The sequence below is a fragment of the Microbulbifer sp. NBRC 101763 genome, from assembly GCF_040371615.1.
Lineage (GTDB): Bacteria > Pseudomonadota > Gammaproteobacteria > Pseudomonadales > Cellvibrionaceae > Microbulbifer > Microbulbifer variabilis.
Genome location: NZ_BAABQV010000001.1, coordinates 153,542 through 176,959, shown reverse-complemented (window position 1 = coordinate 176,959; position 23,418 = coordinate 153,542). Strand labels below are relative to the sequence as shown.

Below are 23,418 nucleotides of genomic sequence, written 5' to 3'. Positions count from 1 at the left end.
AAAATATATTAGCGGATCTATACCTACCCCTTTTTCTGGGCACAAGCTCACCTGATACACACACTAGTGATCTTGTTTTTTGGCGGAGGAAGAGAAATTCCGAATAAGAGCGGTAGCAGTAGACCTGGCAATCAAGGTTCCCTCCTGGAAAAGTTCTCCCTCAAGGAAACAAACACTAGCCCCCTTGGAAACAACCCTCCCCCATCCATATAGCTTACCGATTACAGCAGGTGCAATAAAGTTTATTTTCAGCTCTAAAGTTGGCGCAAACTCATTATCTTCAAGGGTTACAGCAAGCGCCGGCCCCATAGTATCGTCGAGCATGGCGGATAGAAATCCTCCCTGGATATTCCCCACAGGATTGGTAAAAGCCTCTTTCGCCTCAAACTCAACCTTTACCTTTCCGTTTTTGCAATCTATCTACAGTATTTTTGCACCAAGAGTTTGTGCCGCATTAGGCATAGGTAAATTGCCATCCAACATTTTATGAAACATCCCTTTGCTCATTAACAATAATCCTTAAAAAAATCCATATATAACTTTTGTCGGAGTAGAGGCCGTCTTTGTGTCTCAAAAAATTACTAACGCGAAAAGATAGCAACTTTGTTTCCATCCAAATCTCTGAAATATGCACCATAGTAAGCCCCCTGATTTCTCTCTCCAGGTTCGCCCTCACTAATAGCACCCAATTCTATTGCCCTAGTAAATATGGCATCCACCAGTCCTGCATCTTCCACCTTAAGAGCCACCATAGTGCCATTGCCATGAAACGCTGGCTCACCATCAAAAGGAACCGTAATTGATAACTTTACTGTTGAGTTCGGAAACCCCCAAAATATAACCCGTTCAGATGAATAGGTTTTTGTAGCCTGTATGACAATTAAAATTGCATCATAAAAGCGCTCAGCTCTCTGAAGGTCATTAGTGCCCAATGATATATGCGAAATCATCTAAATATCCCACAAATAAAATTACGTACTTTTAGGTTCTCAATGACGAAACAGCTAAAAACTCTCCTTGTGGTTATAGACGTCAATCGATACGTACATCAATTGACCAACAGCCACATTACCTCATCCAAAATCCAATAAAAAGCATACTCCCTTGCTAAGCTTTCAACATTCCCGGTAACAGAAAACAGGAGAATAGCCATAGACACTCCCATTGTTCTAATTCACGGTACTAATGCTGGCCCTTGGACTTTAGAGAATTTTCATAACTACTTTATTCAAAAAGGATTTAACTGCCATAGTCCCGCCTATCGGTACCATGAAACCCCAAAATCAGAAGCGGCTCATCGACTCCTTGTCGGAACAAGCATTACAGACTATGTAGAGGATATAGCAAAATTTGTTATACATTTGAATAGAAAACCAATTCTAATTGGACATTCCTTAGGTGGAGTTATTGCACAAAAAATAGCCTCCATGGGCCTAGCGCAAAAAATAATCTTATTGAATGGAAGCACTAACTGGGGAATTCCACCCACAACCAGCCAGGAATGCAGTCTTGGCAAAATGTTTATGGCATCGGGGAAGTTCTGGGAGGATATACTATTACCCGACTTTGAAACAATGGCAAAATTCGGGCTCAACAAACTAAACTTATCTGACCAGCACCTTGTATTTAATCGTTTAGGACCGGAATCAGGCAGAGTGCTTTTTGAACTATTCTTCTGGATCTTTGATGAAAATAAAACCACCAAAATTGAATATGAAAAAATAAAGTGCCCTATTCTAATGATCTCAGGCTCTGAAGATCTCGCAATACCACCCTCTACAGCACGGCTCATCGCCAAGAAATGCAATTCACAAACTACCTTGCATGTTGCGGAAGGCTATGGCCACTACTTAATGCTAGAATCCAAATGGATAAATATTGCTGAATTTTGCTATAAGTGGATAACCGAATAGAAATCTTACATTTAATGTAAATTAAAATTCTTAAATTCTAAGAAACCAATTCTAAAGATCTTTCAATCAGCCAATACCCACTCACCACACCTACTGGGTAAACAGCTGATGTAGACGGCATCAAACCACGAAGTGAGTATACTGAAAAACCCCATCTTAAAAATATCAACTTAACCATATATGTCAAAAGAAGCACAAATAAAACAAATACCAATTGACCAAGCTCGACACCAGCATTAAAGCTAATCAAGGCTACTAATTTTTGGTCGTGAGGAAGGCCCAGCCCTGTCAATGCACTGGCAAACCCAAATCCATGTAACAACCCAAAACCGCTAGCAACAATAGCCGGGAATCGCCAAGACAAAGTATTCCTATCACGAGAATGCCCTGCATTAATAATCTCAGCCGCTAGGACCATAATACTTAATGGGATTAATACTTCTACAACATCCACCCTTATGGTAAAGAAATTCAAGCTTGCGAGCCCCAGTGTGATCGAGTGACCTAGCGTAAAGCCAGTTACCGCTATCAAAACACCCCGAAGCCCCCTTGCAATAAAAACCAGACACAAAACAAAAAGCAGGTGATCGTAACCTTCTAAAATGTGTAAAAATCCTGCTTTAATATACTGCCTCACACATTCCCAGGCAGACAAATCAGCAGGCAGATTTACTTCCAATACACCTGGGCCATTAAAAAGGTGGACAGCATCCCCATTTATCCTTTCAAAGTGAATCAAGGTAGATAGCACTGGATTTGCAACAGGGTATACAAGATATATTTGTAAATCGGTAGTAGGGCTTTTAATAGTATTGAAGCTTAGAGATTGGCACTGATACATTTTTACAGCAGAATGACGAGGAACCTCAACTCCAGAGATTTTTTGACAGCCTGCACCCTTTAAGTAAATATCGGGCTCAGTACCCGGCTCCATCACGGGAGGGATCTTCCATCGTAAACTATAGACTTTTTCTGAGACCTCCTGCAATTGAATATAAATTGGCCTCCCTTCATGGGCAAAGCCAGGACGACCATAGATTCCACCCACCAGAAAAATTAAAATAATTAATCTTAACCTGCAGGAATATCTATTTAACATAGGTAAAATCCGCAGACAAATCCTGTATTGAAAGATCCCATTCAACTCGATATTGAGCAATCAATTCCTGTATCTTACGTCGCCTCATATCATCCATTCTTTGACGGCGATAGTCTTCTAATACCAGAGGAGCAACCTCTTGAAAATTTGGCAGGCGACTGGGATTATTCTCAACCACCAATACTAAATGCAATCCATAAGGGGATTGATAAGGCCCGGACCAAGTGTTTATTGGCAACTGAAATATTTTCCGGGTCATATCCTCCCCCATATGACTAGCTACCAGTTGACGCGTTCGCGCCACATAATTTCGGTGAAATATAAATCTATCTCCATACCCTGCGGATTTTTCAAAAGCCACTGACTTTTCCAAAAGGTGATCCAAGGTCTGTAAAGCTACCTCCTCTAGACTGTTATTAAATTGATTCCTGAAATCAAAAAAAACATGAGTGAAAGTCACAGAAGCTTCAATCCGGTACTCTTCCTGATGAAGCCAAAAGTACTGCTCTAAATCCTGCCGGGAAACATTAATATCACCAACAAAGCCATCTGTAACATACTCAAGCTTTTGAATAAGGCGACGACGTATGATCTGATCATTATCCTGAAGGCCAAGATTCATAGCCTCGCGGTAAAGCACTTCCTCCCTAATATAGTCATGAATCAAGTCTGATCGATCAGAGGGGGCCAAGCTCTGCCAGTAAGTCCTGGCAAACCTCGGGTTGAATGTTTTTTTTTGATATTGAATATATTCAATTAACAAATCTTCATTCAAATGTAGAATATTCGTTTGATCCGATGCTCCTGCCTTTGGATCCACCAGCTCAATACCAACAAATAGAAACAAAGCGATAGCCAAAAAATGTACCAATGGATCTCTACCCAGTCCTCCCAAATTCTTCAGCATTTAAGCCTCCCACTAAAAACCTCTACAACTACTAAACTAATAAGGTTAAGCAATGATCGCCTCACTGTACCATCAGACTTTATTCATTGATTAGCTACGGCGTATACCAAATAGGTGAGGTATAGGCACGCTCCTGAATAATTGCCGGGCCTTCAGAGGGTATCTGAACTCTTCCATGGTTGATTTCTTTTGCTGCCACCGCATCGTAAAGGGAGTGTCGCGGCGTTGGAATCTGTAAAACACGAACATAATAAAAAGCCCTCTGGTTCATATCAAAGCCTGGATCCTGCCATAACGTGGACAACTCGATAGAACCCAGGGTATTGGTATAAAGGCCTGTCTCGCGGTCAACAGTATCACCCACCGGAGGTAATTGACCTCTGTTATCCAGGGACCGCTGGCCAGACCAGGCTACGTTAAAGATCTGCTCATGGCTGTGCCCTCCCTCGTCGAGCCATGACTTTACAACTTGGACTCTATCAAGATTTGCTCCTTTGGGATCTTTAACAGCACGTATCAGTAATTGTATCGACTTATCTGAAGCTTGGGGCCTGGTTAAATCCCCCCCCATAGGCACTCCATGGGAATAACCCAATTCAGCAATATTTTCTGCATCTATTGCATGCTTTGGGAAACTCCAACCTGCAAAAACACGCACTTGAATTCTCGGCCCTGTAGTTGCATAAACCTCACGACGCTTAAAAGCGGCAAACAGGCTTTCTCGTGTATTTTCCTCGGCCCAAACTGCAGCAAGACCAGAAGCTGACATATTCCAACCAGTTGCTTTGGTTCCGCCTATGACAGTATTTTTCCGCTTGCCCTCCGGAATTGAATCATGAGCAAATTTACCCCAGAAGTTTCCCTCTTCAGCACTCGATATACCGGTATGAGAATCGGTGGACCCAATCAATCCAAACTTATAGGGATTCATCCCTATTTTCTCTCCAATCTCCAAACCAGCCCTTAAGCCAGAGCGCACATAGTCGCCTTTAGCTACACGATAAGCTTCTGGATCAGCTTGTAAGTAGAAAGGATAATTTTCGAAGTCAGCAAAGGGATCCATAGGTGAAAGCTGTGAGTGCGTCTCGGAATCCCCTTTTATTTGCGTCATCTCAACCAGGGGCTCCCAGCGCATGCGCGTTCGTGCATACTGTGTGTCGATCGGCTCACCACGCAGAGTGGTTTCTGCAAACATGTACCCTTTGGACACATTGGAGTTATGGGGGATAGCAATGAACTCGCTACCAGTTCGCTCTGACGTTTCATCCAACCAACGCCATAATTCCTCTGGATATTGACTCTGGTCTGACCCAAAAGGCAGATATTGCTTAGCCTGTTTGGAACCATTGGGGGAAACTACCACCCGATGCAGGTTGGCCCCTGTAGGGGTTGAACTCCACTCCCAACCTATAAAGCTCGTGAAAGTACCAGGTTGATAATGACGCTCGGCTGCATCAATGATTTCATGCCAAGCAGTTTCCCGGGTTTGATTTAAGTCCCCGAGCACCGGCTCTGGGGCAATATTGGCAGGGTCCTGTACTGGATCAGCATCATCCTCCGAGTTGAGCGCCTGTATCGGCAGCAACTCATTAAATATATCCATCCCCTCATTCACAGATACTTTATAGCGAATATGCTGCTTGGCGAACCAGCGCTTTATTGATTGGGAAATGGGTAATTCTGTATTTAGCTGGTCTGTTTCGTTAACTATCGCCCTCATCACCCCCAATCCCTCTGCATGATCGGAGACCACAAGAAAGTCCAGCGGTGTATCTATTCGTACCTTAGCATGAGTATAAGGGTGAATAACCGGTTGTCCCTTGGCCCACCGATAAGCAGTATCAGGTGTTGCCGAGTAATTTTGACTTAAAAAGGCATCGAATGAGTAAGAGGTATGTAAATGCATATCTCCCCAGAAAAGCTGGGTGGGCTCATCAGCCTTCACACTTCCATATAATGCGGAGGCTGATAAACCAGTAAGTACCACTATTCTTTTAATTAAATTGTGCATAGTTCCCATCGCATGAGTATCGGGACTTACTTTAAAAGCAGCAGGTTTCCTTAACATACCAAGACTGTTAGGCTAATCTTGGAAGAATGTAGAAATACTGATTTTGATGCTAATAGTTTGGCCTATGCACTTCTTTACTTAACTGGCCAAACTCTTGACCAATTAGGACAAGCTGGCAAATGGCTGAGAATGGACACACAACCATTGCAACCTGGGTTTTACCCATTATTGAGGCTTTAAAACCTTATTGTCCCCCCCGGGAAGTCCTGCGAAAGGCCGGTATCTCAGCCTGTAGCATAGAGGATACAAATAGACGTATCCCTTTGGAAAACATGAAAAAATTATGGAATCTGGCAGAGTCCTTATCCGGCAATGATTGCATAGGTTTAGAGGTTGTGAAGCATGTTAACCACACAAACCTCCACGCTCTAAGTTATGCTCACTTGGCCAGTAGTTCCATCAGAGAAAGCCTGGAGCGGTCATCGAGATTCTCAGAGGTAGTCAGCACTGCCATGAAAATCAGTATTCGCAATGAGCGACACGAAGTAATAGTCTCCTGGCACAAGGTCGAAGACTTGCATTATGAGCCCAGCATCCATGCAGTGGATGCCTTTATCGCCTTGTTAATAAAATCATGCAGGAAAATATCCCCGGATATCCACAAAAATCTGATTGCAATTAACCTTACGCGCACGAAGCCAGTCAACCCTGAACACCATCGAATGATGTATAGATGCCCAGTGGGATTTTCTGCAAGCACCTGTGAAATTCGATTAGAACGCGATTTTGTAGATCGGCACATCTGCTCAGGAAATAGTGAGTTGGCTAATATCAACGAACAGGCACTAACGAATTATCTATCACGCCTAAGAAAAAATGACATTATCAATATAACAAATAAAGTTTTAATAGATCTGATGCCTACCGGTGACCTATCCCAAGAAATTGTCGCCAAAACCATCGGAATCAGTTGCCGCAGTCTACACAGAAAACTTAAGGAAAAAGGTTCCAGCTATCAGGCAATACTGGACAAAACGCGTAAACACCAGGCTATTCAGTACCTGAAGCAACAAGAGTTACCCGTGACATCAATTACCTATAAGCTTGGATTCAATGACACCAGTAGCTTTTCGAGGAGCTTTAAAAAATGGACGGGAAAATCCCCACGTGAATTCAGGAAACATGGCCAACAAGAAGAGCATAGCACCAGTGAATAAAACCTATCTCATCAATGTGTAATCGCATATAGCTTACTCTTTAAAGGCCGTTCATAGCTACATATCGGAACGCAACCCAAAAATATCTCTAAAGAAGAAACACACCACCAACCATAAGGTACATTATGTGTGACTGTTTGTGCGGGGCCGTATTACGACCACCGCTCTTTTCTGACTAATTGCTAATTCATTAAACTCTTACTCACCACTTCATAAACATCTTTGGAGAGCTCCCCGGAATTTGACACTCGTAATAGTGCAGCTTTCATTTTATCTGCCAAATCCCCCTGATATTTCTTCCAGCGCGTGATAGGAATTACCACTCTGGAGGCTATCTGGGGGTTTAACTTATCTAAAGCAATAACCTGGTCTGCAACAAACTCAAAACCACTACCATCATTTTTGTGGAATTGTTGGAAATTTCGATTGGCAAACCCACCAATTACTGCCCTCACTTTATTTGGGTTTTTCAACTCAAAGGCGGGATGCTGCATAAGCGCTTTGATATTATTCAGGGTGCCTCTTTTCGCGCTACAGGCTTGCTGTGCAAGCCAAAGCTCAGTAACTTGTGTATCTTCCTTCCAGCGGTCATAAAATTGATGAATGGCTTGTTCAGCGTATTGATCATTACCATAGTTAATCAATGCACTTAACGCCGCTGCTCTGTCTGTCATATTTCCAGCCGAATCAAATTGTCGCTGAGCGAGATCTAGAGCATCCGCAGATTCTGTGATACAGAGGTATTCCAAGCAGATATTCTTTAACCTGCGCTCAGCGATATCCTTGGCATTAGGGCTATAGGGCCTTTCAATATCAAGCTCAGCATACCGTTCTTTTAACTCATCAATAAGCGCGCAGGAGAGCGATTTACGAGCAAAAGCTCTTGCAGCGACAATAGCTTCAGCATCAATAGATACTGATTCCTCCGCAATGGAGTGCTCACTGGGCAAAAGCATAATTTCCGCAACCAGTGCCGGGTCTAGCTCTTTATCCAACAATATATTCCGATAAGCCAAAATGAGCTCTGGAGACAGTTTTAAAGTTAAACCTTCTTGGTATGCACCCTGAAGCAGATTCATAGCCTTAAACGCTAATCTTTGAGAAGCATCCCATCGATTAAAAGTATCCGAATCATGGCTCATCAGGAATAGAAGCTGCTCAAGACTATAGTCATAGCGTACTTTCACTGGTGCAGAGAAGCTTCGTAAAAGGGAAGGTAGAGGCTTCTCATTCAGCCCATTAAACTCAAACATCTGTTCACTTTCAGTGATCTCCAGAACAAGCTGGGTGGAGCCCGCTTTATCCAACGCGATATCGCTCCCTGTTGAGTCCAGTAACCCCACCGTAAGGGGAATGTGGAACGGGAGTTTGTCTTTTTGCTCAGGTGTAGGAGGGCAAGACTGGCGAATGACAAGCCTATATACACCCGTACTTTCATCAAATTGATCTGTCACATCCAAGACTGGCGTGCCAGCCTGGCTATACCAGCGACGGAACTGGGTGAGATCCACCTGATTAGCATCTTCCATTGCAACTATAAAATCTTCACAGGTAACGGCACACCCATCATGCCGCTCAAAGTACAGGTCACTCCCCTTGCGAAAGCCATCCGCTCCTAAAAGCGTATGGATCATACGCACAACTTCTGCGCCCTTTTCATACACAGTAAGTGTGTAGAAGTTAGAGATTTCCATATAGGAGTCCGGGCGAATAGGGTGCGCCATTGGACCGGCATCTTCCGCAAATTGATTAGTACGCAGCAAGGTCACATCTTCAATACGTTTAACGGCCCTCGAATTCAAGTCAGCGGAAAATTCTGCATCGCGAAAAACCGTAAATCCCTCTTTAAGACTAAGCTGGAACCAATCGCGGCACGTAACCCTATTACCCGACCAATTATGAAAATACTCATGACCAACGATTGATTCAATTCTTTGGAATGCCGAGTCGGTAGCGGTTTCCGGGCTGGCTAAAACACAGGCAGAATTGAAGATATTCAACCCTTTATTTTCCATTGCCCCCATATTGAAGTGATCAACTGCAACAACCATGAAAATATCGAGATCATATTCCCGACCATACACCTCCTCATCCCAGTGCATGGCACTTTTCAAGGATCGCATCGCATGATCACATTTGCCGATATTTTTTGCTTCAGTAAAAATCTGCAGCTTTACTTCACGTCCACTGGAAGTGGTAAAAGTATCATCAACATGCTGTAAATCTCCCGCAACCAGAGCAAAGAGATAAGCCGGTTTGGCAAAAGGGTCTTCCCAAGTAACAAACTGACGTCCGTCCTCAATATAGCCCCGGTCCACTTCATTACCGTTGGAAAGCAACACAGGATGATCTATTGGGGCCACAATGGTAGTTGTGAATTTTGACATTACATCAGGCCTGTCTGGATAGAAGGTAATCTTCCTGAAACCCTCGGCCTCACATTGCGTACAATACATACCGTTGGAGAGATACAGGCCCTCTAAGGATGTATTATCCTCAGGGTTTATCCGATTGTGAATTTCCAGGAGAAAATCTGGTTTCTCAACAATAATCGACAATCCCTGCGGTAACTCCTGATAGTCAGCGGGAGACAGCATGGTGCCGTCAATAGCAATAGACAGCAGTTCCAGGTCGATTCCATCCAGAAGTAAAGGCGGTATTCCCTCTTCGGCCTCCGGATTTCTACGAATTTTGAGACGGGATTTCACTAGGGTGGCCTTTGGCTCCAGTTCGAAGCACAAGTCGGTACTATCCACCAGGTAATCCGGCACACGATAGTCCTTCAGGTAAGTAGTCTTCGGCTGGGCATCTTGCATTGTTGAAACATCCTCAATAAGTATGTTCCTATCGGAACGGTAAGGGGATAAATAAATTGGGGTAAAAAGCAGTATTACAAGTTGAAATAATAAGCTTAACTATTAGCATTTCTTATGGGCTTGTATTCCCACTTATCACTCAGTAGATCAGAATAACAAGACCTTCTCCATGCCGGCTGGTTTGGAAGCCTCTCACCCTGACACTAGCATTCAGCAATTTTGCGGCCATTTACTTTCACAGTTATCTTTAAAGCAACAAACGGTCGGTGGGCTGCTTCTCACTCAGGTGGTCATTATGGGTAACAAGCTTATCGCTTTACTGTTTATCGTTGGCATTTTGCTTTTCATTGCTACGCCAGCTTCGGCAGCAAAGCTGGACGATGAGCTGAACTCCCGGATGGAAGCTCTCAAAGTGGCCTTTATGCAACATGATGGTAATGCCATCAAAGAAATAATGACTAAAGACTGATTGATAGTTACTCCCTATTACAAGGAAGCCCTCGGTCCCGGACAGGTTGTTGAAAAGTTCAGAACCTTGGATATTAAGAAACACTCCTCTTATAAGGTCTCAATAACACCTCTGAGCGCAAAGACTGCACTTATGACCATGTATACATCTTTTGAGGGCAGCTTCGAGGATAAGCCAGTTTCCGCCTGGCTGTTTACATCCAGCCTCTGGGTCAAGGAACAGGGCCTATGGCGCCTGAAGCTACTGCAGGAGACCATAGTAGAAGCACCATGACTGCTTGTTCACATTTTTTCAGCCATGAATGAGTGAACCATCCTATTCACGAATAATCCAACGTTTGCACCAATGATTATCCGGCCAGTTTGATAAAATAGCCTTTTACCAACTTTATGGGAGCAGTTGTCCTGCATTGTATGCCACCTACTGCACTCCATAAGCGAGATAACAAAGTTACCTCCTTTCCTGGAGCTTGAGGTTTAGCGTGCGAAAGCCCCGTATTCTTATTTTTACGTTTTTAACTATCCTGGCTATGCTGCTATTCGGCAGCTGGTGGAAGAGGGATATCGTCGCCCCTCAACTTATCAATTTATTTTCCGGTGAAGTCGTCATCAAGCAACTATCCGGGCTGAACATCAGTTTCAGGGAAGTTTCCATTGAGCGGATTCAACTGACATCCACCAGTGGCAAAAACCTGACTCTAGATAATGTTCAAATACTCTACCCATTCCATGTACTTATCAGCCGGGATAACATCCAGAGAATAGAATTATCAGTTGACAAGTTAACTCATCAGGAAAGCAAACCGGACACACAGAATCCGACGTCTCATCTGCTCGCAGAAGAAATTATTTTTTCCCTAGAAAAGATCGCCCGGGATATCACTCAAAATATACCCGGAAAAGTGCTAGTGAAGGAAATCGAAATTAATAACAGCTTTATTGCTGGCCCACTCAGCATTGTCCGAGAAGACAGCAACATCCTCGCAGAATTACCCTATAAGACTATTGGATTTGATAACTATCACATCTCTTTAGAGCTAGACCTAACCCCAGACAAGATTTCTGTGAATGCTAGTATCACTCCAGGTTCTTCTGAATTAATATCCTATACGACACTGAGTATCTCGAAAGAGGGCAGTAACTATTGGCAGTTGGATGGTGAAGCAACTTCGAACCTGGAAGTAATTACTCCAATTATCAGGGCTACTCGGCTACTAAACCTATTTCCAGAAAGTGAAATTGACTCCAGCGGACGACTTACTGTAAATGCAAATGCACTTATCCCTGATAATATCTTTTCCCTTTCGGATTACCAGAATATCAATCTACAGGTGAAGAGCAAAGCACTGGAAATTTCAGGTTTCGACGACAAATCAATCATAAATACGACGGCCAGGCTATCAACCACAACGCCTATTGAGATCGAGTTTAAATCATTTTCTCCCCTACTACTCGAGTACATCACGGGTTCCGGTGCATTTGAAGTTTCATCTAAACATGATAACGAAGCTGATAAACCCCTGCTCAACTTGAAATTTGAGTCCGCTACTGACGAAGCACAAAGCCCCAAACTACACGCGGAGGGTTCTGCTTATCTCGATGCAGCAGAGCCTATACTACAATCGCTTCACCGGAAGATATTTGCTCCCTCATTTACAGTAACCAACTTGGGGGGCAAGCTGAACTTTCAGAGTGAGATTTTCTTTAAGCCTGTCAACTCAACCTCGGCGTGGCAAAGCTGGCTAGAAAGGATTGGCATCAACTTTCTCCCTGGCAGTGAGATACACCTCAACACTTCAATATCAAACCAGGAAAAAAATTCCCTTTTAAAGTCCACCGGATTGGACCAAAGCCAAGCAGATGTAGAGATTGTAGATACGGTACAACTTATATTGGAGCCATCTGCCACCAACACTTTTGCGGCCTCTATCAGCAATGGTGGGGTTAATTCAAAATTACAAGCATCTGGTTCAACCACCTCAGCTGTTTTACAAATTAGACAGCTTAATTGCAGTTATAATAGGACTTCTGAATGCGATTTCAACCTGGACTTAATGGCACCAACCATTATTAACAAAACGATAAATACCGTCGTAAAGGAGCTTCATTCTTCTGCAAAAATCAAAATCCAAACGGACGGTGACATTCGAAAAGTTAAACTTGAGCAGATAAATACCACATTTGAAGAAATTACAGGGGGAGAATTCAAGCTAAAGAAGGGTGTTATTCAACAACCCCTAATGAACTGTGAGATAAAAACACTCTCTACAAGCTGTATTAGTCCGAAATGGAAAAATCAACTTGATGCATTTAACAGTGAATCTATTTCGTTATCTGGAGATTTGGTCTTAAGTGATTTTAACCTAAAAACTACCAAAAGAAACACTGAGCTAAGTGCCAACTTCTCCAGCAAAAACCTCAAAGTTATTACTCCTGAAAATTATTCAATGACACCAACCCTCACTGGGGTTTTCTCCCTGAACGGAGATAAGATTGAGGGAAAAAGCCAGCTCAATGCTGGGGCTTTGAGGCTTGATTCGAATTGGTATCATAATATCGAGCAGGCCACCGGTAATATTCATTTTTCCTTACCAGAGGTTGAATTCACCACAAATAACCCCCTCAGCAAGGCAGTTCAAGGTTTGCCCTTAGATATAGTTTCAGGGGCATTTTCTGCCAATGGCAATGTATCCTGGCCTTTACAACCAAAAAATTCCTTCAAGTTAATACTTACCAATATTGCTGCAGTCTACGGGGAAAGTTTTGCTACTGGAGTAGAAGGGACAATTCTACTGGAAAACGATGAGGAACATTGGTTTACGCCGAAGCCTCAGCCGCTATCAATACGATCTATCAATGCAGGACTCACTTTGGATAAAGTCCTTTTTTCTTTGTCTCTGGACAGGGAGCAGGATCTGTCGCTGAGGGATTTCTCAGCTGAATTTCTTGACGGGGAGCTGCGTTCAGAAGCGCTCACCTGGAATCTGGCCGATAAAACTCGGAGCAGTATCCTGTCTGCCAAGAATGTGTCCTTGGAACAATTGGCTCAGGAAACTGAGTCAGAAAACTTTGAAGCTGGCGGACATCTAGATTTGGTGATTCCTATTATAACTGGCCCCGACGGCATCACAGTAAAGCACGGCCATTTGGAAGCAGTGGAGCCGGGAGGACGACTGAGATATTACGGAGCTTTTTCCCCTCAGATACTGTCGGGGAACCCGCAACTTAAGCTGATTGCGAATGCGCTCGAAGATTACGATTTCCGTACCCTGGAAGGCAGTATGGAGTACCCTCCCAGTGGTGACCTGCAGCTAAGCTTAAAGCTTGTAGGGCGCAGTGATTCCGTGGATTCAGAGCGGGATCTGATTATTAACCTCAATCTTGAGAATAATATTCCAGCCATGCTTCGCTCTCTTCAGGCCAGCCGCGATCTGACAGAAGCCTTGGAAAAGCAGCTGGACCAATAGGTCTGGATTAAAGTAGGCTCTTCGAAATTGGGGACTGGCTAATTCAGAGCCGGTTAAGGTTAAGCGAATACTATATGGGGAATATGGTAACTCCCAATATGGTTGGCAAACCTGGCCCAGATATTGAGATAACTGCTGTAACAGCAACAAATAGAAGGTACCTGAAGGTACGGAAAGGAGTAGCAGATGAGAGCCAGCCGGCTGATTTCCATAGGGCTGTTGTACGCTATGGTTGCCACAGGGTGCACCCCTACTGTGGCGGTAAAGGCTCCCAGTGAGCCAATCACTGTAAACTTAAACGTAAAGATTGAACACGAAATCCGGGTAAAAGTTGATCGGGACCTAGATACCTTGTTTGAAGACAAAGAAGGCATTTTTTGAGGAGGCAACGTATGCATATGTTAAAGAAGGCCCTGTTACTCGTAGGCTTCGTCATCGCACTTCCAGCAATGGCGATCTCACTCAATGAAGCCAAGAGTCAAGGGTTGGTTGGAGAGGCAAATAGCGGCTATATCGCTATCGTAGACGCTAGCTCCCCGGAGCTTGAGAAGTTAGTCAAAGAGATCAATGCAAAGCGCAAAACTTCTTATGCGCAAATTGCCAAACGCAATAATGTCGATATTGCTCAAGTAGCGGCCCGTGCCGCGGAAAAACTGGAAGCTCGCCTTTCTCCTGGGGAGTATTACCAAGACAATCTTGGGCGCTGGGTCAGGAAATAGATCAGACCCAATCTATTAACCTCAAATTGAATCGCTAACGGAAACCCCACGGATACATTGTCTTCGTGGGGTTTCCTCGGTTAAGGACCAAGTTTATAGGTTTCCAAACAAAGACAGTCCATCAAGTCCTTGTTTTTCCATGACTTCACGCAGGCGCTTAAGTGCATCAACCTGGATCTGGCGCACCCTCTCACGCGTTAGGCCGATTTCCCTACCAACTTCTTCCAGGGTGCTCGCTTCAAAGCCACGCAACCCAAATCGCCGGGAAACAACCTCACACTGTTTGTCGGGAAGCTCCCCGAGCCAGCGATTAATGCTATCAAAGAGATCACTGTCCTGAAGTAACTCAGCCGGATCAGACTCCTGCTGGTCGGGAATCGTATCCACCAGTGTCTTTTCCGAAGAGGGACCTATCGGAGTATCTACTGAAGTTACCCGCTCATTGAGCCCTAACATCCGCTCAACGTCTTCAACCGGCTTCTCCAATAAATTAGCGATCTCTTCTGCGGACGGCTCATGATCCAGCTTCTGCGCCAGCTCACGGGATGCCCGGAGGTACACATTTAATTCCTTTACAACGTGAATTGGCAGGCGAATAGTCCGAGTCTGATTCATAATGGCTCGTTCTATTGTCTGACGTATCCACCAGGTAGCGTAGGTAGAAAAGCGGAAACCCCGCTCAGGGTCGAACTTCTCAACAGCGCGGATAAGCCCCAAATTACCCTCTTCGATCAGGTCTAGCAGCGCCAGGCCACGGCTGACATAACGACGAGCAATCTTTACTACCAAGCGCAAATTACTCTCAATCATGCGCTTTCTCGCCGCAGCGTCACCACGCAGAGCCTTACGTGCGTAATACACCTCTTCTTCAGCGGTCAATAAGGGGGAAAAACCAATTTCATTCAGATAGAGTTGAGTAGCATCCAAATTCTTCTGCAGATGGCTGTCGCCATCCAATCTGGTGACCCTACTCTTCTCTCCGGGGGAGGAGACGGAGTTATTTTTTGCCGCATTTCTCCGGGTACGGCCTTTACCTCTCTCTTCGCTGCTACTTAGTTTCTGCTCTTCATTCTCTACCGCCAACTCAGGAGGAAAGTCTTCTGCCTGGCCAGCCAAAGACTGGTCTTGCCGTTGTGCTTCCATTTCCCCTGCTCCTTGTACTTTGCCAATATCAGCCGCCCAAACACTCAAGAAGCTGATCAAAAAACAATCAGACACCATGAGTGTATGGCGACAGCCACTGAATCGGCCAGACCCTTCAGTCGTCACGATTACAGTGACTACCTCAAGTGGTATTAGTTAAAAGTCCATTTTTATTTACAGAGCTTTACTGCACCCATCCGGCTTACGGCAAGTAAGCAAGAGGGTCTACTGGCTGACCGTTTTTGCGAATCTCAAAGTGGAGCTTGTTGCGGTCGGTACCACTCGAACCCAATTCCGCTATCCGTTGCCCAGCTTTGACTTTGCTGCCCTCTTTCACCAACAAACGGTGATTGTGGGCATAAGCACTCAGGTAAACTTCACTGTGCTTAACGATCAGCAGCTTTCCATAACCTCTCAATGCACTTCCCGCGTAGATAACGGTGCCATCGGCTGCTGCCAATACAGACTCACCCTTTTCTCCTGCGATATCAACACCCTTACGCAAAGGATCCCCTGAGCGGAAGCGGCTGATCAGTTGGCCTTGTACAGGCCAGCGCCAGCGAATAGAGCCTGCGCGCTTGGTTTGAGCCGTTTGGCGTCGAGGAGCTTTCGTTAAGGATTTTTTACTTGCTGTCGCGGCTGGCTTCTTTGAGGAAACCGGTTTACTCACAGTTTTCTTTGCGGCGATGGGAGCCTTTGAGGAGGCACTTGGAGGTACTTTTCCCGTCAGTTTAAGCCGCTGACCAGGATAGATATTATAGGGAGATCTAATGCCATTAAGCGCCGCCAGCTGCCGAAAATCCTTGCCGTATCGCCAGGCAATTGAATAGAGGGTGTCGCCCTTACTCACTGTGTGATAGTTGAGCCTGATACTGGGGGGTTGCTTCAGGGAACTGGTGGGAGCCATATGGCTACTACAGGAAACCAGAAGCAATAACAGGATACTGATGCCTAATATTTTTAACACCCCAAACAAAAAATGACCAGAAATGGGGGAATTGTTCCGCCAAAACAGGCCTTTAGAGCGTAGCAAAAGATGACATTCCATTATTCTCTTTTTACATCAGACCACGGCATTTATGGAAAAAGTGTCTAAAGAAAAGCTCCAAAAATTCCGGTGAACGCTTCATAAAACGCTGCCATACCGAGATTTTCCAGATCTTATTGCGGTGTGGCGCTAGATGTTCCCCGATGAGCCCCTCCCAAAAAGTCTATTGTGAGAACCAACACCATGGCCGCCAGGGCAGCTGTAATAGCCCCACCAAGTTGTGCCGAATCCCCTGTTTGAGTCACAAAATCTGCCGGAGTGGTATTTGTTAACAGCGGTGCCAGCTTACTGGACGTTTCTGCCTCTCCGGGCATAGGCAGTTTCCAAGGCCAAATTATTTTCAAACTTCCCAGCAAGATTCCAGCAAGAAAAGCCAGTGTACGAGCGACAAACCTATGCATCAACCACGAAAGTAATCGACTAAATAACATCAACCCAATGGCTGCACCTGCGGCAAAACAAATTAAATTTGTTATCTGTAACTCATGAACGGCGGAAAGCACCTTGGGGTAAATCCCAATCATCAACAAAATAAAGGCGCCGGAAATACCCGGAAGTGCCATTGCACAAATAGCCAAAGCTCCAGATAAAAATAATGTCAGAGGCGTTGCCGGGATTTCTCCCGGACGTAGCTCACTGACTGTAACCGCCAAAGCTATGCCCAGGAACAAAAAAACTATAACTGAAGGGGACCACCGCGGAATATTTCGTATAACCGGAACAGTGGATGCCAGAACCAAACCAAAAAAGAAAGACCAGACAACAATCGGGTAATTCTCCAGCAGTCCACTTATTAATCGGGCAAGACTAAAAATACTAATCAGCACTCCCAAAAACAGGGACAACAGGAAACCACCGTTTATATATTTCCAGGTTGCTGCAACGCCCTCCTTCCTTAGGAGAGTGATACAGTGTGGGCCTATTCGGCTGAGAGAGTCCAGTAACTCCTGGTAAATCCCCGTAATAAAGGCGATAGTTCCCCCAGAAACCCCGGGGACCACATCTGCAGCCCCCATCGCCATACCTCGTAACACCACCCCAGGATAGCGACCTCTGAGGGTTTCATATAACTTCATCGAACAACACCACTGAGCAGCGGTACAAAGCGAACCGCCTCCAATTTTTCCACATCAAATTGATCACTATCCTGGCGACGGGTCACCATCGTCAAATACTGATGCTCTGAACCAACAGGAATCACCAACACACCATCAGGTGCCAACTGTTGCTTCAGCTCATCGGGAACTACTGCCGGTGCTGCCGCAGCCAGGATTGCATCATATGGACCTTTTTCTGGCCAACCAAAGCCGCCATTGCTAAGTTTGTATTCAACATTATGGTGACCCAGCTCTGTCAAACACTTACGTGCCTTCTCCAGCAATGGTTCGACACGCTCTACAGAATAAAGTTGTTCCACCAAACGAGAGAGAATCGCTGTTTGGTACCCGGAACCCGTCCCCACTTCCAAAACGCTGTGCAAAGACTTGGCTCGGCTCAAGAGTAGCTCTGTCATTCGCGCAACAATGTAAGGCTGAGAAATAGTCTGCCCGTAACCAATAGGCAGGGCCGTATCCTCATAGGCGCGAATGGCCAGAGCCTCATCCAGGAACAGGTGTCGCGGTGTTGATGCCATTACATTGAGGACTTCTTCATTACTGATGCCCTCTTCACGCAATCGCTGTATCAGGCGATTGCGGGTACGCTGGGAAGTCATTCCCAAACCTTCGTGTCTCAAGCGGTCCATAAGCTGTTTGATTCCATCCCCTGTATCGCAGCCGTCGCTTCCATTACTGAATTTTATGTGCCCGAGTTCACATTGACCAGATTGGCGACTTCCCTCAGCAAGGCGGTTGCGAACGCGCCTGGTGGAAGAGCAAATTCAAGTTCCAGGTTATCGCCACACCACTGGTAGCGAAAAGCCTCCGGACGTAATACCAGCGGTCTACGCTCCTGCTTTAGGCCACAATGTTCCAGCCAGTTGCACCAGGGTTGCCATTCTCCAAGAACCCTTTCCTCAAGCTCACCTGCAATACCTACAGTTGGGTTGCGTCCGCGCCCCCACAAGGGACCACTGGGAGTGGCCTCTGGCTCCCCATCAAGGCACTCGAACCAGCTTTTTGAATTAACCCTCTCCGCCAGAACCTGGTTGAACAACCAACTGCGCGCTGCCGACATGGCAAAGGCTTTCTCAGTTTTGCGGCATCGACCTTCTTCTTCCGCCAATTGGCGCGCCAGATCCAGGTTACCGCCAGAAACACCAAAGCGCTGTTCACCAAAATAATTCGGTATACCCTCCCTAACTTGCTCCAGAACCTTGTCTGCAGCTTGGCGATCTCCCCGAATATTGCACAGGCGAATTTTGAATCGGTTACCGGCATGTTCGCCGCGACGTAGCTTGCGGGCACCGCGAAATGTCTGCAGTAAAGAAACCTCATCACCATTAATCTGCAACCAATCGGCCTCAGGTTTTTGTCCAAGCCACACGCTAAACCACTGGGTGGTAACTGCATGCCGATCTTTCAAACCAAAATAGCTGACATCCAGTTGACGTACGCCGGCGAGTTTGGCCAATTGTTTCGCAACCCAGGCAGTGTTGGCACCTCGCTTCCGGATGTGCAGGTATACGTGCTCGCCATCATCACAGGGTTCTGGAAAGGCCAACTCATCGACAACAAAGTCTTCCGGCTCAGTACGGAAATCTGCGGAGATTTCTGCCCCTCCCAAAGCCCGGGGCCAATTTAGGTTCCAGGCCTCAGGCATGGCTATTCTCTAGCAATACCACAGCCTGAGCAGCAATTCCCTCTCCACGCCCAGTGAAACCAAGCTTTTCAGTGGTTGTGGCTTTTACACTGATGCTCTCAACATCCACATCACAATCCCCGGCAATATTTTCTCGCATGGACTGGATATATGGTGCCATCTTGGGGGCCTGGGCAATCAGGGTGGTATCCACATTCACCAAACGATAACCCTTACTATTAACCAAGGACAGGACATGCCGCAGCAATGTGCGACTATCAGCACCCGCATAGCGTTTATCCATATCAGGAAAGTGGTAACCAATATCTCCAAGGGCCAGAGCTCCAAGTAGAGCATCTGCTAGGGCGTGTAAAAGCACATCCCCATCTGAATGGGCCTTTAAGCCAAACGTATGGGGAATTTTTACCCCACCAAGCACAACATGATCGCCAGGGCAGAATGCATGTACATCAAAGCCCTGACCAATTCGAAAACTCACTATCGTTTATCCTCAGTGGGTGCATAACGCAGGCGGAGTATGGCCTCAGCTACCATGATGTCTGAAGGATGGGTCACTTTAATGTTATCGCCCTGCCCCTCAACAAGTTGCGGCGAGTGGCCAAAAGTCTCAAGTGCACTCGCCTCATCCGTCACCGCTTCACCTTGCTCCAGCGCGCGATTGAGACAGGAATACAACACTCCCAATGGGGCGCGCTGGGGTGTCTGTGCCAACCATATCTGTGTGCGGTCAAGAGTTTGCTCCACACAGGGCACACCACTCGATTCATGACCGCGCTTTACCGTATCACTGGCAGGTCTTGCCAGGAGAGCCATAGGGGAAACACTCTCATCCAGAAGTGCGCTAATGTCATCCAGGGTCACGCAGGGGCGTGCAGCATCGTGAACCAGCACAGGGGTATCAGCCAATTCCCGTTCAGAAAGAAACTCTAATGCAGCAAGAACAGAATCAGAACGCTCAGCACCACCGGTAACAGTGTGCACGAATGGATGCTCCGCCTCCCTCAAGTGCTGGAAGAGTTGATCATCACCAGAAAGGGCTACGACAATTCCAGCGAGCCCGGGCCAACTTAAAATATTACGTAAGGTTAGGGATAACAGGGGTTGCCCAAGCAAAGGCAGATATTGCTTTGGCCGATCCGCGCCCATGCGTTTGCCAATTCCCGCAGCGGGTACAATCACCCAATAATCTGTAATCACTTTTTACCCTCTTCCGAATCCAGGAAGATAAAAAGGGTTTCCCCCTCTTTTATGAGTCCCAGGTCATAGCGTGCTTTAGCCTCAACACCATCGGTGCCCACTTTGAGGCTCCTTACTTCCCTCAATAGCTGACGATTTTCCCGAGCGAGAGCAGCATTTTTTTCCTGTTGCTGGTCGAGTTGTCGTTTAAGACGGGTAACTTCGGCGAGACTGCCTCCACCAACCCAAAGTCGATATTGGGTGGTAAGCAGAATGATAGTGAGAATTGCCAGCAGCCATTTCATACGAGATTACGATATTTCGCTTGTTCGTATTATAGATATTGCAGAGGAAGTCCTCTGCAATATCAATGTGCGATTCAAATATTGATTATTTAAATTCAGCACGGCCACGGTAAGGAGCGGCACCGTTCAGCTCAGCTTCAATACGCAGCAGACGGTTGTACTTGGCTACGCGGTCGGAGCGACACAGGGAGCCCGTCTTGATTTGGCCAGCAGCAGTAGCAACAGCCAGGTCGGCGATGGTGGTATCTTCGGTTTCACCGGAACGGTGGGATATCACTGCGGTGTAGCCGGCATCTTTTGCCATTTTGATCGCGTCCAGAGTCTCAGATAGGGAGCCGATCTGGTTGAACTTGATCAGGATAGAGTTACCCACGCCTTTCTCGATACCTTCTTTCAGGATCTTGGTGTTGGTTACGAACAGATCGTCGCCTACCAGCTGTACTTTGTCACCAATTTTGTCGGTGAGCACTTTCCAGCCGTCCCAATCGCTTTCGTCCATACCGTCTTCAATAGACAGGATTGGGTAGTTTGCGGAAAGCTCGGCCAAGTAGCAGGCAAAACCTTCGCTATCGAATTGCTTACCTTCACCGGACAGGTCGTACTTGCCATCTTTGTAGAACTCGGAAGAAGCGCAGTCCAAAGCCAGGGTGATGTCATCGCCCAGGGTGTAACCGGCTTTTTCTACCGCTTCAGCAATGACTTTCAAAGCTGCTTCGTTGGAAGGCAGATTCGGAGCAAAGCCACCTTCATCGCCAACTGCCGTATTCAGGCTGTTGCTAGACAGTACTTTTTTCAGGGAGTGGAAGATCTCAGCACCTTGACGCAGGGCTTCGGCAAAAGACTCAGCTTTAACGGGCTGAACCATAAATTCCTGGATATCCACATTGTTATCAGCGTGCTCACCACCGTTGAGAATATTCATCATCGGCACCGGCATAGAGTATTGACCGGGGGTGCCGTTCACCTCAGCAATATGCTGATACAGTGGAATTTTCTTGGAGGCTGCAGCGGCCTTGGCTGCCGCCAGGGAAACAGCCAGGATAGCATTGGCACCCAGCTTGGCTTTGTTTTCAGTACCATCGGCATCGATCATCGCTTTATCCAGGGTGCGCTGATCAGTTGCGTCCATACCTTTGAGCAGATCGGCGATAGTGGTGTTGATATTTTCAACCGCCTTTAATACACCTTTGCCCAGGTAACGGCTCTTATCACCATCGCGTAATTCCAGAGCTTCACGAGAACCAGTAGAGGCACCAGAAGGAGCACAGGCGGAGCCAATGGAACCGTCTTCCAGGATTACATCGGCTTCAACGGTAGGGTTACCGCGAGAATCCATTACTTCAAAGGCTTTAACAGCGACAATCTTGCTCATTTACAATGGGCTCCGTATTGGTACTTACTGAAAATAGGTTTTCGTAAATCAGACGTTATGCACTTTTGCTACAGCACTAAAGCTAAATAGCAGAGGGGAAAGTGCCGCGCGCCCGATCAGGGCGCGCAAAAAACTCTCTTTTTTATTTCGTATCCAGCGGCTCAAAACCTTTGATCAGGTCATCTACCGCTTTCATCTGCGCCAGGAATGGCTCCAGCTTCTCTAATGGCAATGCACTGGGGCCATCACACAATGCTTTGTCTGGATTCGGATGTGCTTCCAGGAACAGGCCGGCAATCCCGATAGCCAAACCTGCGCGGCCCAGCTCAGTGACCTGTGCACGGCGACCACCGGAGGCTGCGCCGGAAGGATCGCGCATTTGCAGTGAGTGGGTAACATCAAAAATCAGCGGCGCACCGCCGGAGGCATTGATCATGGTGCTAAAGCCCAGCATATCGACAACCAGGTTGTCGTAGCCAAAGCAGGCACCGCGCTCACACAAAAGAATATTTTCGTTGCCGCACTCAGCAAATTTCTCCACCACATTTTTAACTTGCGGCGGGCTCATAAACTGGGGCTTTTTGACGTTGATCACTGCACCAGTCGCTGCCATAGCGGCGACCAGATCAGTCTGACGGGCCAGGAAGGCCGGCAGCTGGATAATATCCACGACTTCGGCAACCGGAGCAGCCTGGTGTACTTCGTGGACATCGGTAATCAAGGGGACCTTAAAGGTATCTTTGATTTCCTGAAAAATCTTCAGGCCTTCTTCCATTCCCGGTCCGCGATAAGAGTTGATGGAAGAGCGATTGGCCTTGTCAAAAGACGCTTTAAAAACATAGGGAATACCCAGTTTTTCAGTGACTTTTACATAGTGCTCAGCCACCTGCATCGCCAGGTCGCGGGATTCCAGTACATTCATACCGCCAAACAGCACAAAAGGCTTATCGTTGGCGACCTGAATATTTCCGACTTCAATGGTTTTCACTGTCAGCTC

23 protein-coding genes are annotated in these 23,418 nt (G+C 46.2%); 7 read left to right on the top strand and 16 right to left on the bottom strand.

Going from position 1 to position 23,418, the window contains the following annotated elements; genetic code table 11:
- Nucleotides 1-63 precede the first annotated feature (63 nt).
- Both ABWV76_RS00825 and ABWV76_RS00820 read right to left on the bottom strand, forming a co-directional pair.
- A complete protein-coding gene (locus ABWV76_RS00825) occupies nucleotides 64-420 on the bottom strand; it encodes a PaaI family thioesterase (protein ID WP_353375460.1) in 357 nt (118 codons plus the stop codon).
- Between the two features lie 161 nt (nucleotides 421-581).
- Nucleotides 582-950 (bottom strand): VOC family protein, encoded by a 369-nt coding sequence (locus ABWV76_RS00820; RefSeq protein WP_020411751.1) that lies wholly within the window; start codon nucleotides 948-950, stop codon nucleotides 582-584.
- 195 nt (nucleotides 951-1,145) lie between these two features.
- On the opposite strand from ABWV76_RS00820, the gene ABWV76_RS00815 reads away from it, so the two are divergent.
- Nucleotides 1,146-1,913 (top strand): alpha/beta hydrolase, encoded by a 768-nt coding sequence (locus ABWV76_RS00815; RefSeq protein WP_353375459.1) that lies wholly within the window; start codon nucleotides 1,146-1,148, stop codon nucleotides 1,911-1,913.
- Nucleotides 1,914-1,950: 37 nt separating this feature from the next.
- Here ABWV76_RS00815 and ABWV76_RS00810 read toward each other — a convergent pair whose 3' ends face one another.
- The 3 genes from ABWV76_RS00810 to ABWV76_RS00800 all read right to left on the bottom strand — a co-directional run bounded on the left by ABWV76_RS00810 (nucleotide 1,951) and on the right by ABWV76_RS00800 (nucleotide 5,930).
- Nucleotides 1,951-3,012 carry a HupE/UreJ family protein gene (locus tag ABWV76_RS00810; protein WP_282951235.1) on the bottom strand — a complete coding sequence of 354 codons (1,062 nt, stop codon included), beginning with the start codon at nucleotides 3,010-3,012 and terminating at the stop codon, nucleotides 1,951-1,953.
- Nucleotides 3,002-3,919 (bottom strand): peptidylprolyl isomerase, encoded by a 918-nt coding sequence (locus ABWV76_RS00805; RefSeq protein ID WP_353374975.1) that lies wholly within the window; start codon nucleotides 3,917-3,919, stop codon nucleotides 3,002-3,004. The genes ABWV76_RS00810 and ABWV76_RS00805 overlap by 11 nt, the downstream gene beginning before the upstream one ends.
- A 94-nt stretch (nucleotides 3,920-4,013) precedes the next feature.
- Entirely contained in the window at nucleotides 4,014-5,930 is a 1,917-nt protein-coding gene (locus ABWV76_RS00800) for a DUF3604 domain-containing protein (protein ID WP_020411746.1), read from the bottom strand.
- A gap of 179 nt (nucleotides 5,931-6,109) precedes the next feature.
- Here ABWV76_RS00800 and ABWV76_RS00795 point away from each other — a divergent pair, with 179 nt between their 5' ends.
- Nucleotides 6,110-7,147 (top strand): AraC family transcriptional regulator, encoded by a 1,038-nt coding sequence (locus ABWV76_RS00795; protein WP_353374974.1) that lies wholly within the window; start codon nucleotides 6,110-6,112, stop codon nucleotides 7,145-7,147.
- Nucleotides 7,148-7,329: 182 nt separating this feature from the next.
- Here ABWV76_RS00795 and pepN read toward each other — a convergent pair whose 3' ends face one another.
- A complete protein-coding gene (gene pepN, locus ABWV76_RS00790) occupies nucleotides 7,330-9,963 on the bottom strand; it encodes an aminopeptidase N (protein ID WP_020411744.1) in 2,634 nt (877 codons plus the stop codon).
- A gap of 169 nt (nucleotides 9,964-10,132) precedes the next feature.
- Between pepN and ABWV76_RS00785 the strand changes: the two genes are divergently transcribed.
- From ABWV76_RS00785 to ABWV76_RS00765, 5 genes are all read left to right on the top strand, one after another.
- Complete coding sequence (locus ABWV76_RS00785) at nucleotides 10,133-10,432, top strand: hypothetical protein (RefSeq protein WP_353374973.1); 300 nt, start codon at nucleotides 10,133-10,135, stop codon at nucleotides 10,430-10,432.
- Between the two features lie 132 nt (nucleotides 10,433-10,564).
- Nucleotides 10,565-10,705, top strand: a complete 141-nt coding sequence (locus tag ABWV76_RS00780; RefSeq protein ID WP_353374972.1) for a hypothetical protein — start codon at nucleotides 10,565-10,567, stop codon at nucleotides 10,703-10,705.
- A 256-nt stretch (nucleotides 10,706-10,961) separates the two neighbouring features.
- Nucleotides 10,962-13,898 carry an intermembrane phospholipid transport protein YdbH family protein gene (locus tag ABWV76_RS00775; protein ID WP_502914759.1) on the top strand — a complete coding sequence of 979 codons (2,937 nt, stop codon included), beginning with the start codon at nucleotides 10,962-10,964 and terminating at the stop codon, nucleotides 13,896-13,898.
- A 186-nt stretch (nucleotides 13,899-14,084) separates the two neighbouring features.
- The gene (locus tag ABWV76_RS00770; protein ID WP_353374970.1) at nucleotides 14,085-14,279 is read left to right on the top strand and encodes a YnbE family lipoprotein; all 195 of its coding nucleotides are present in this window, start codon (nucleotides 14,085-14,087) and stop codon (nucleotides 14,277-14,279) included.
- An 11-nt stretch (nucleotides 14,280-14,290) separates the two neighbouring features.
- The gene (locus tag ABWV76_RS00765; protein WP_020411740.1) at nucleotides 14,291-14,617 is read left to right on the top strand and encodes a YdbL family probable chaperone protein; all 327 of its coding nucleotides are present in this window, start codon (nucleotides 14,291-14,293) and stop codon (nucleotides 14,615-14,617) included.
- A gap of 93 nt (nucleotides 14,618-14,710) precedes the next feature.
- Here ABWV76_RS00765 and rpoS read toward each other — a convergent pair whose 3' ends face one another.
- From rpoS to kdsA, 10 genes are all read right to left on the bottom strand, one after another.
- Nucleotides 14,711-15,760 (bottom strand): RNA polymerase sigma factor RpoS, encoded by a 1,050-nt coding sequence (gene rpoS / locus ABWV76_RS00760; RefSeq protein ID WP_040628155.1) that lies wholly within the window; start codon nucleotides 15,758-15,760, stop codon nucleotides 14,711-14,713.
- 202 nt (nucleotides 15,761-15,962) lie between these two features.
- Nucleotides 15,963-16,667 (bottom strand): peptidoglycan DD-metalloendopeptidase family protein, encoded by a 705-nt coding sequence (locus tag ABWV76_RS00755; protein ID WP_353056844.1) that lies wholly within the window; start codon nucleotides 16,665-16,667, stop codon nucleotides 15,963-15,965.
- Nucleotides 16,668-16,921: 254 nt separating this feature from the next.
- The gene (locus tag ABWV76_RS00750; protein ID WP_020411737.1) at nucleotides 16,922-17,884 is read right to left on the bottom strand and encodes a DUF368 domain-containing protein; all 963 of its coding nucleotides are present in this window, start codon (nucleotides 17,882-17,884) and stop codon (nucleotides 16,922-16,924) included.
- Nucleotides 17,881-18,552, bottom strand: coding sequence for a protein-L-isoaspartate(D-aspartate) O-methyltransferase (locus ABWV76_RS00745; RefSeq protein WP_020411736.1), 672 nt, complete (start codon nucleotides 18,550-18,552; stop codon nucleotides 17,881-17,883). Before ABWV76_RS00745 ends, ABWV76_RS00750 begins: the two co-directional genes overlap by 4 nt.
- 53 nt (nucleotides 18,553-18,605) lie before the next feature.
- Complete coding sequence (gene truD, locus ABWV76_RS00740) at nucleotides 18,606-19,568, bottom strand: tRNA pseudouridine(13) synthase TruD (protein ID WP_353374969.1); 963 nt, start codon at nucleotides 19,566-19,568, stop codon at nucleotides 18,606-18,608.
- Nucleotides 19,561-20,046 (bottom strand): 2-C-methyl-D-erythritol 2,4-cyclodiphosphate synthase, encoded by a 486-nt coding sequence (gene ispF / locus ABWV76_RS00735; protein WP_353374968.1) that lies wholly within the window; start codon nucleotides 20,044-20,046, stop codon nucleotides 19,561-19,563. Before ispF ends, truD begins: the two co-directional genes overlap by 8 nt.
- On the bottom strand, nucleotides 20,046-20,765 hold the full coding sequence (gene ispD, locus ABWV76_RS00730; RefSeq protein ID WP_020411733.1) for a 2-C-methyl-D-erythritol 4-phosphate cytidylyltransferase: 720 nt from the start codon (nucleotides 20,763-20,765) through the stop codon (nucleotides 20,046-20,048). Before ispD ends, ispF begins: the two co-directional genes overlap by 1 nt.
- Nucleotides 20,762-21,049 (bottom strand): FtsB family cell division protein, encoded by a 288-nt coding sequence (locus tag ABWV76_RS00725; protein ID WP_020411732.1) that lies wholly within the window; start codon nucleotides 21,047-21,049, stop codon nucleotides 20,762-20,764. The genes ispD and ABWV76_RS00725 overlap by 4 nt, the downstream gene beginning before the upstream one ends.
- 85 nt (nucleotides 21,050-21,134) lie before the next feature.
- Entirely contained in the window at nucleotides 21,135-22,421 is a 1,287-nt protein-coding gene (gene eno, locus ABWV76_RS00720) for a phosphopyruvate hydratase (RefSeq protein ID WP_353374967.1), read from the bottom strand.
- 142 nt (nucleotides 22,422-22,563) lie between these two features.
- Nucleotides 22,564-23,409, bottom strand: coding sequence for a 3-deoxy-8-phosphooctulonate synthase (kdsA, locus tag ABWV76_RS00715; protein WP_020411730.1), 846 nt, complete (start codon nucleotides 23,407-23,409; stop codon nucleotides 22,564-22,566).
- Between the last annotated feature and the right edge of the window lie 9 nt (nucleotides 23,410-23,418).

Bases quoted from the DNA above. Each gene is read 5' to 3' on its own strand.
- ABWV76_RS00820 (WP_020411751.1), bottom strand. From the start codon at position 950: ATGATTTCGCATATATCATTGGGCACTAATGACCTTCAGAGAGCTGAG.
- ABWV76_RS00810 (WP_282951235.1), bottom strand. From the start codon at position 3,012: ATGTTAAATAGATATTCCTGCAGGTTAAGATTAATTATTTTAATTTTT.
- ABWV76_RS00805 (WP_353374975.1), bottom strand. From the start codon at position 3,919: ATGCTGAAGAATTTGGGAGGACTGGGTAGAGATCCATTGGTACATTTT.
- ABWV76_RS00800 (WP_020411746.1), bottom strand. From the start codon at position 5,930: ATGCACAATTTAATTAAAAGAATAGTGGTACTTACTGGTTTATCAGCC.
- ABWV76_RS00795 (WP_353374974.1), top strand. From the start codon at position 6,110: ATGGCTGAGAATGGACACACAACCATTGCAACCTGGGTTTTACCCATT.
- pepN (WP_020411744.1), bottom strand. From the start codon at position 9,963: ATGCAAGATGCCCAGCCGAAGACTACTTACCTGAAGGACTATCGTGTG.
- ABWV76_RS00785 (WP_353374973.1), top strand. From the start codon at position 10,133: ATGCCGGCTGGTTTGGAAGCCTCTCACCCTGACACTAGCATTCAGCAA.
- ABWV76_RS00780 (WP_353374972.1), top strand. From the start codon at position 10,565: ATGACCATGTATACATCTTTTGAGGGCAGCTTCGAGGATAAGCCAGTT.
- ABWV76_RS00775 (WP_502914759.1), top strand. From the start codon at position 10,962: ATGCTGCTATTCGGCAGCTGGTGGAAGAGGGATATCGTCGCCCCTCAA.
- ABWV76_RS00770 (WP_353374970.1), top strand. From the start codon at position 14,085: ATGAGAGCCAGCCGGCTGATTTCCATAGGGCTGTTGTACGCTATGGTT.
- ABWV76_RS00765 (WP_020411740.1), top strand. From the start codon at position 14,291: ATGCATATGTTAAAGAAGGCCCTGTTACTCGTAGGCTTCGTCATCGCA.
- rpoS (WP_040628155.1), bottom strand. From the start codon at position 15,760: ATGGAAGCACAACGGCAAGACCAGTCTTTGGCTGGCCAGGCAGAAGAC.
- ABWV76_RS00755 (WP_353056844.1), bottom strand. From the start codon at position 16,667: ATGGCTCCCACCAGTTCCCTGAAGCAACCCCCCAGTATCAGGCTCAAC.
- ABWV76_RS00750 (WP_020411737.1), bottom strand. From the start codon at position 17,884: ATGAAGTTATATGAAACCCTCAGAGGTCGCTATCCTGGGGTGGTGTTA.
- ABWV76_RS00745 (WP_020411736.1), bottom strand. From the start codon at position 18,552: ATGGACCGCTTGAGACACGAAGGTTTGGGAATGACTTCCCAGCGTACC.
- truD (WP_353374969.1), bottom strand. From the start codon at position 19,568: ATGCCTGAGGCCTGGAACCTAAATTGGCCCCGGGCTTTGGGAGGGGCA.
- ABWV76_RS00725 (WP_020411732.1), bottom strand. From the start codon at position 21,049: ATGAAATGGCTGCTGGCAATTCTCACTATCATTCTGCTTACCACCCAA.
- eno (WP_353374967.1), bottom strand. From the start codon at position 22,421: ATGAGCAAGATTGTCGCTGTTAAAGCCTTTGAAGTAATGGATTCTCGC.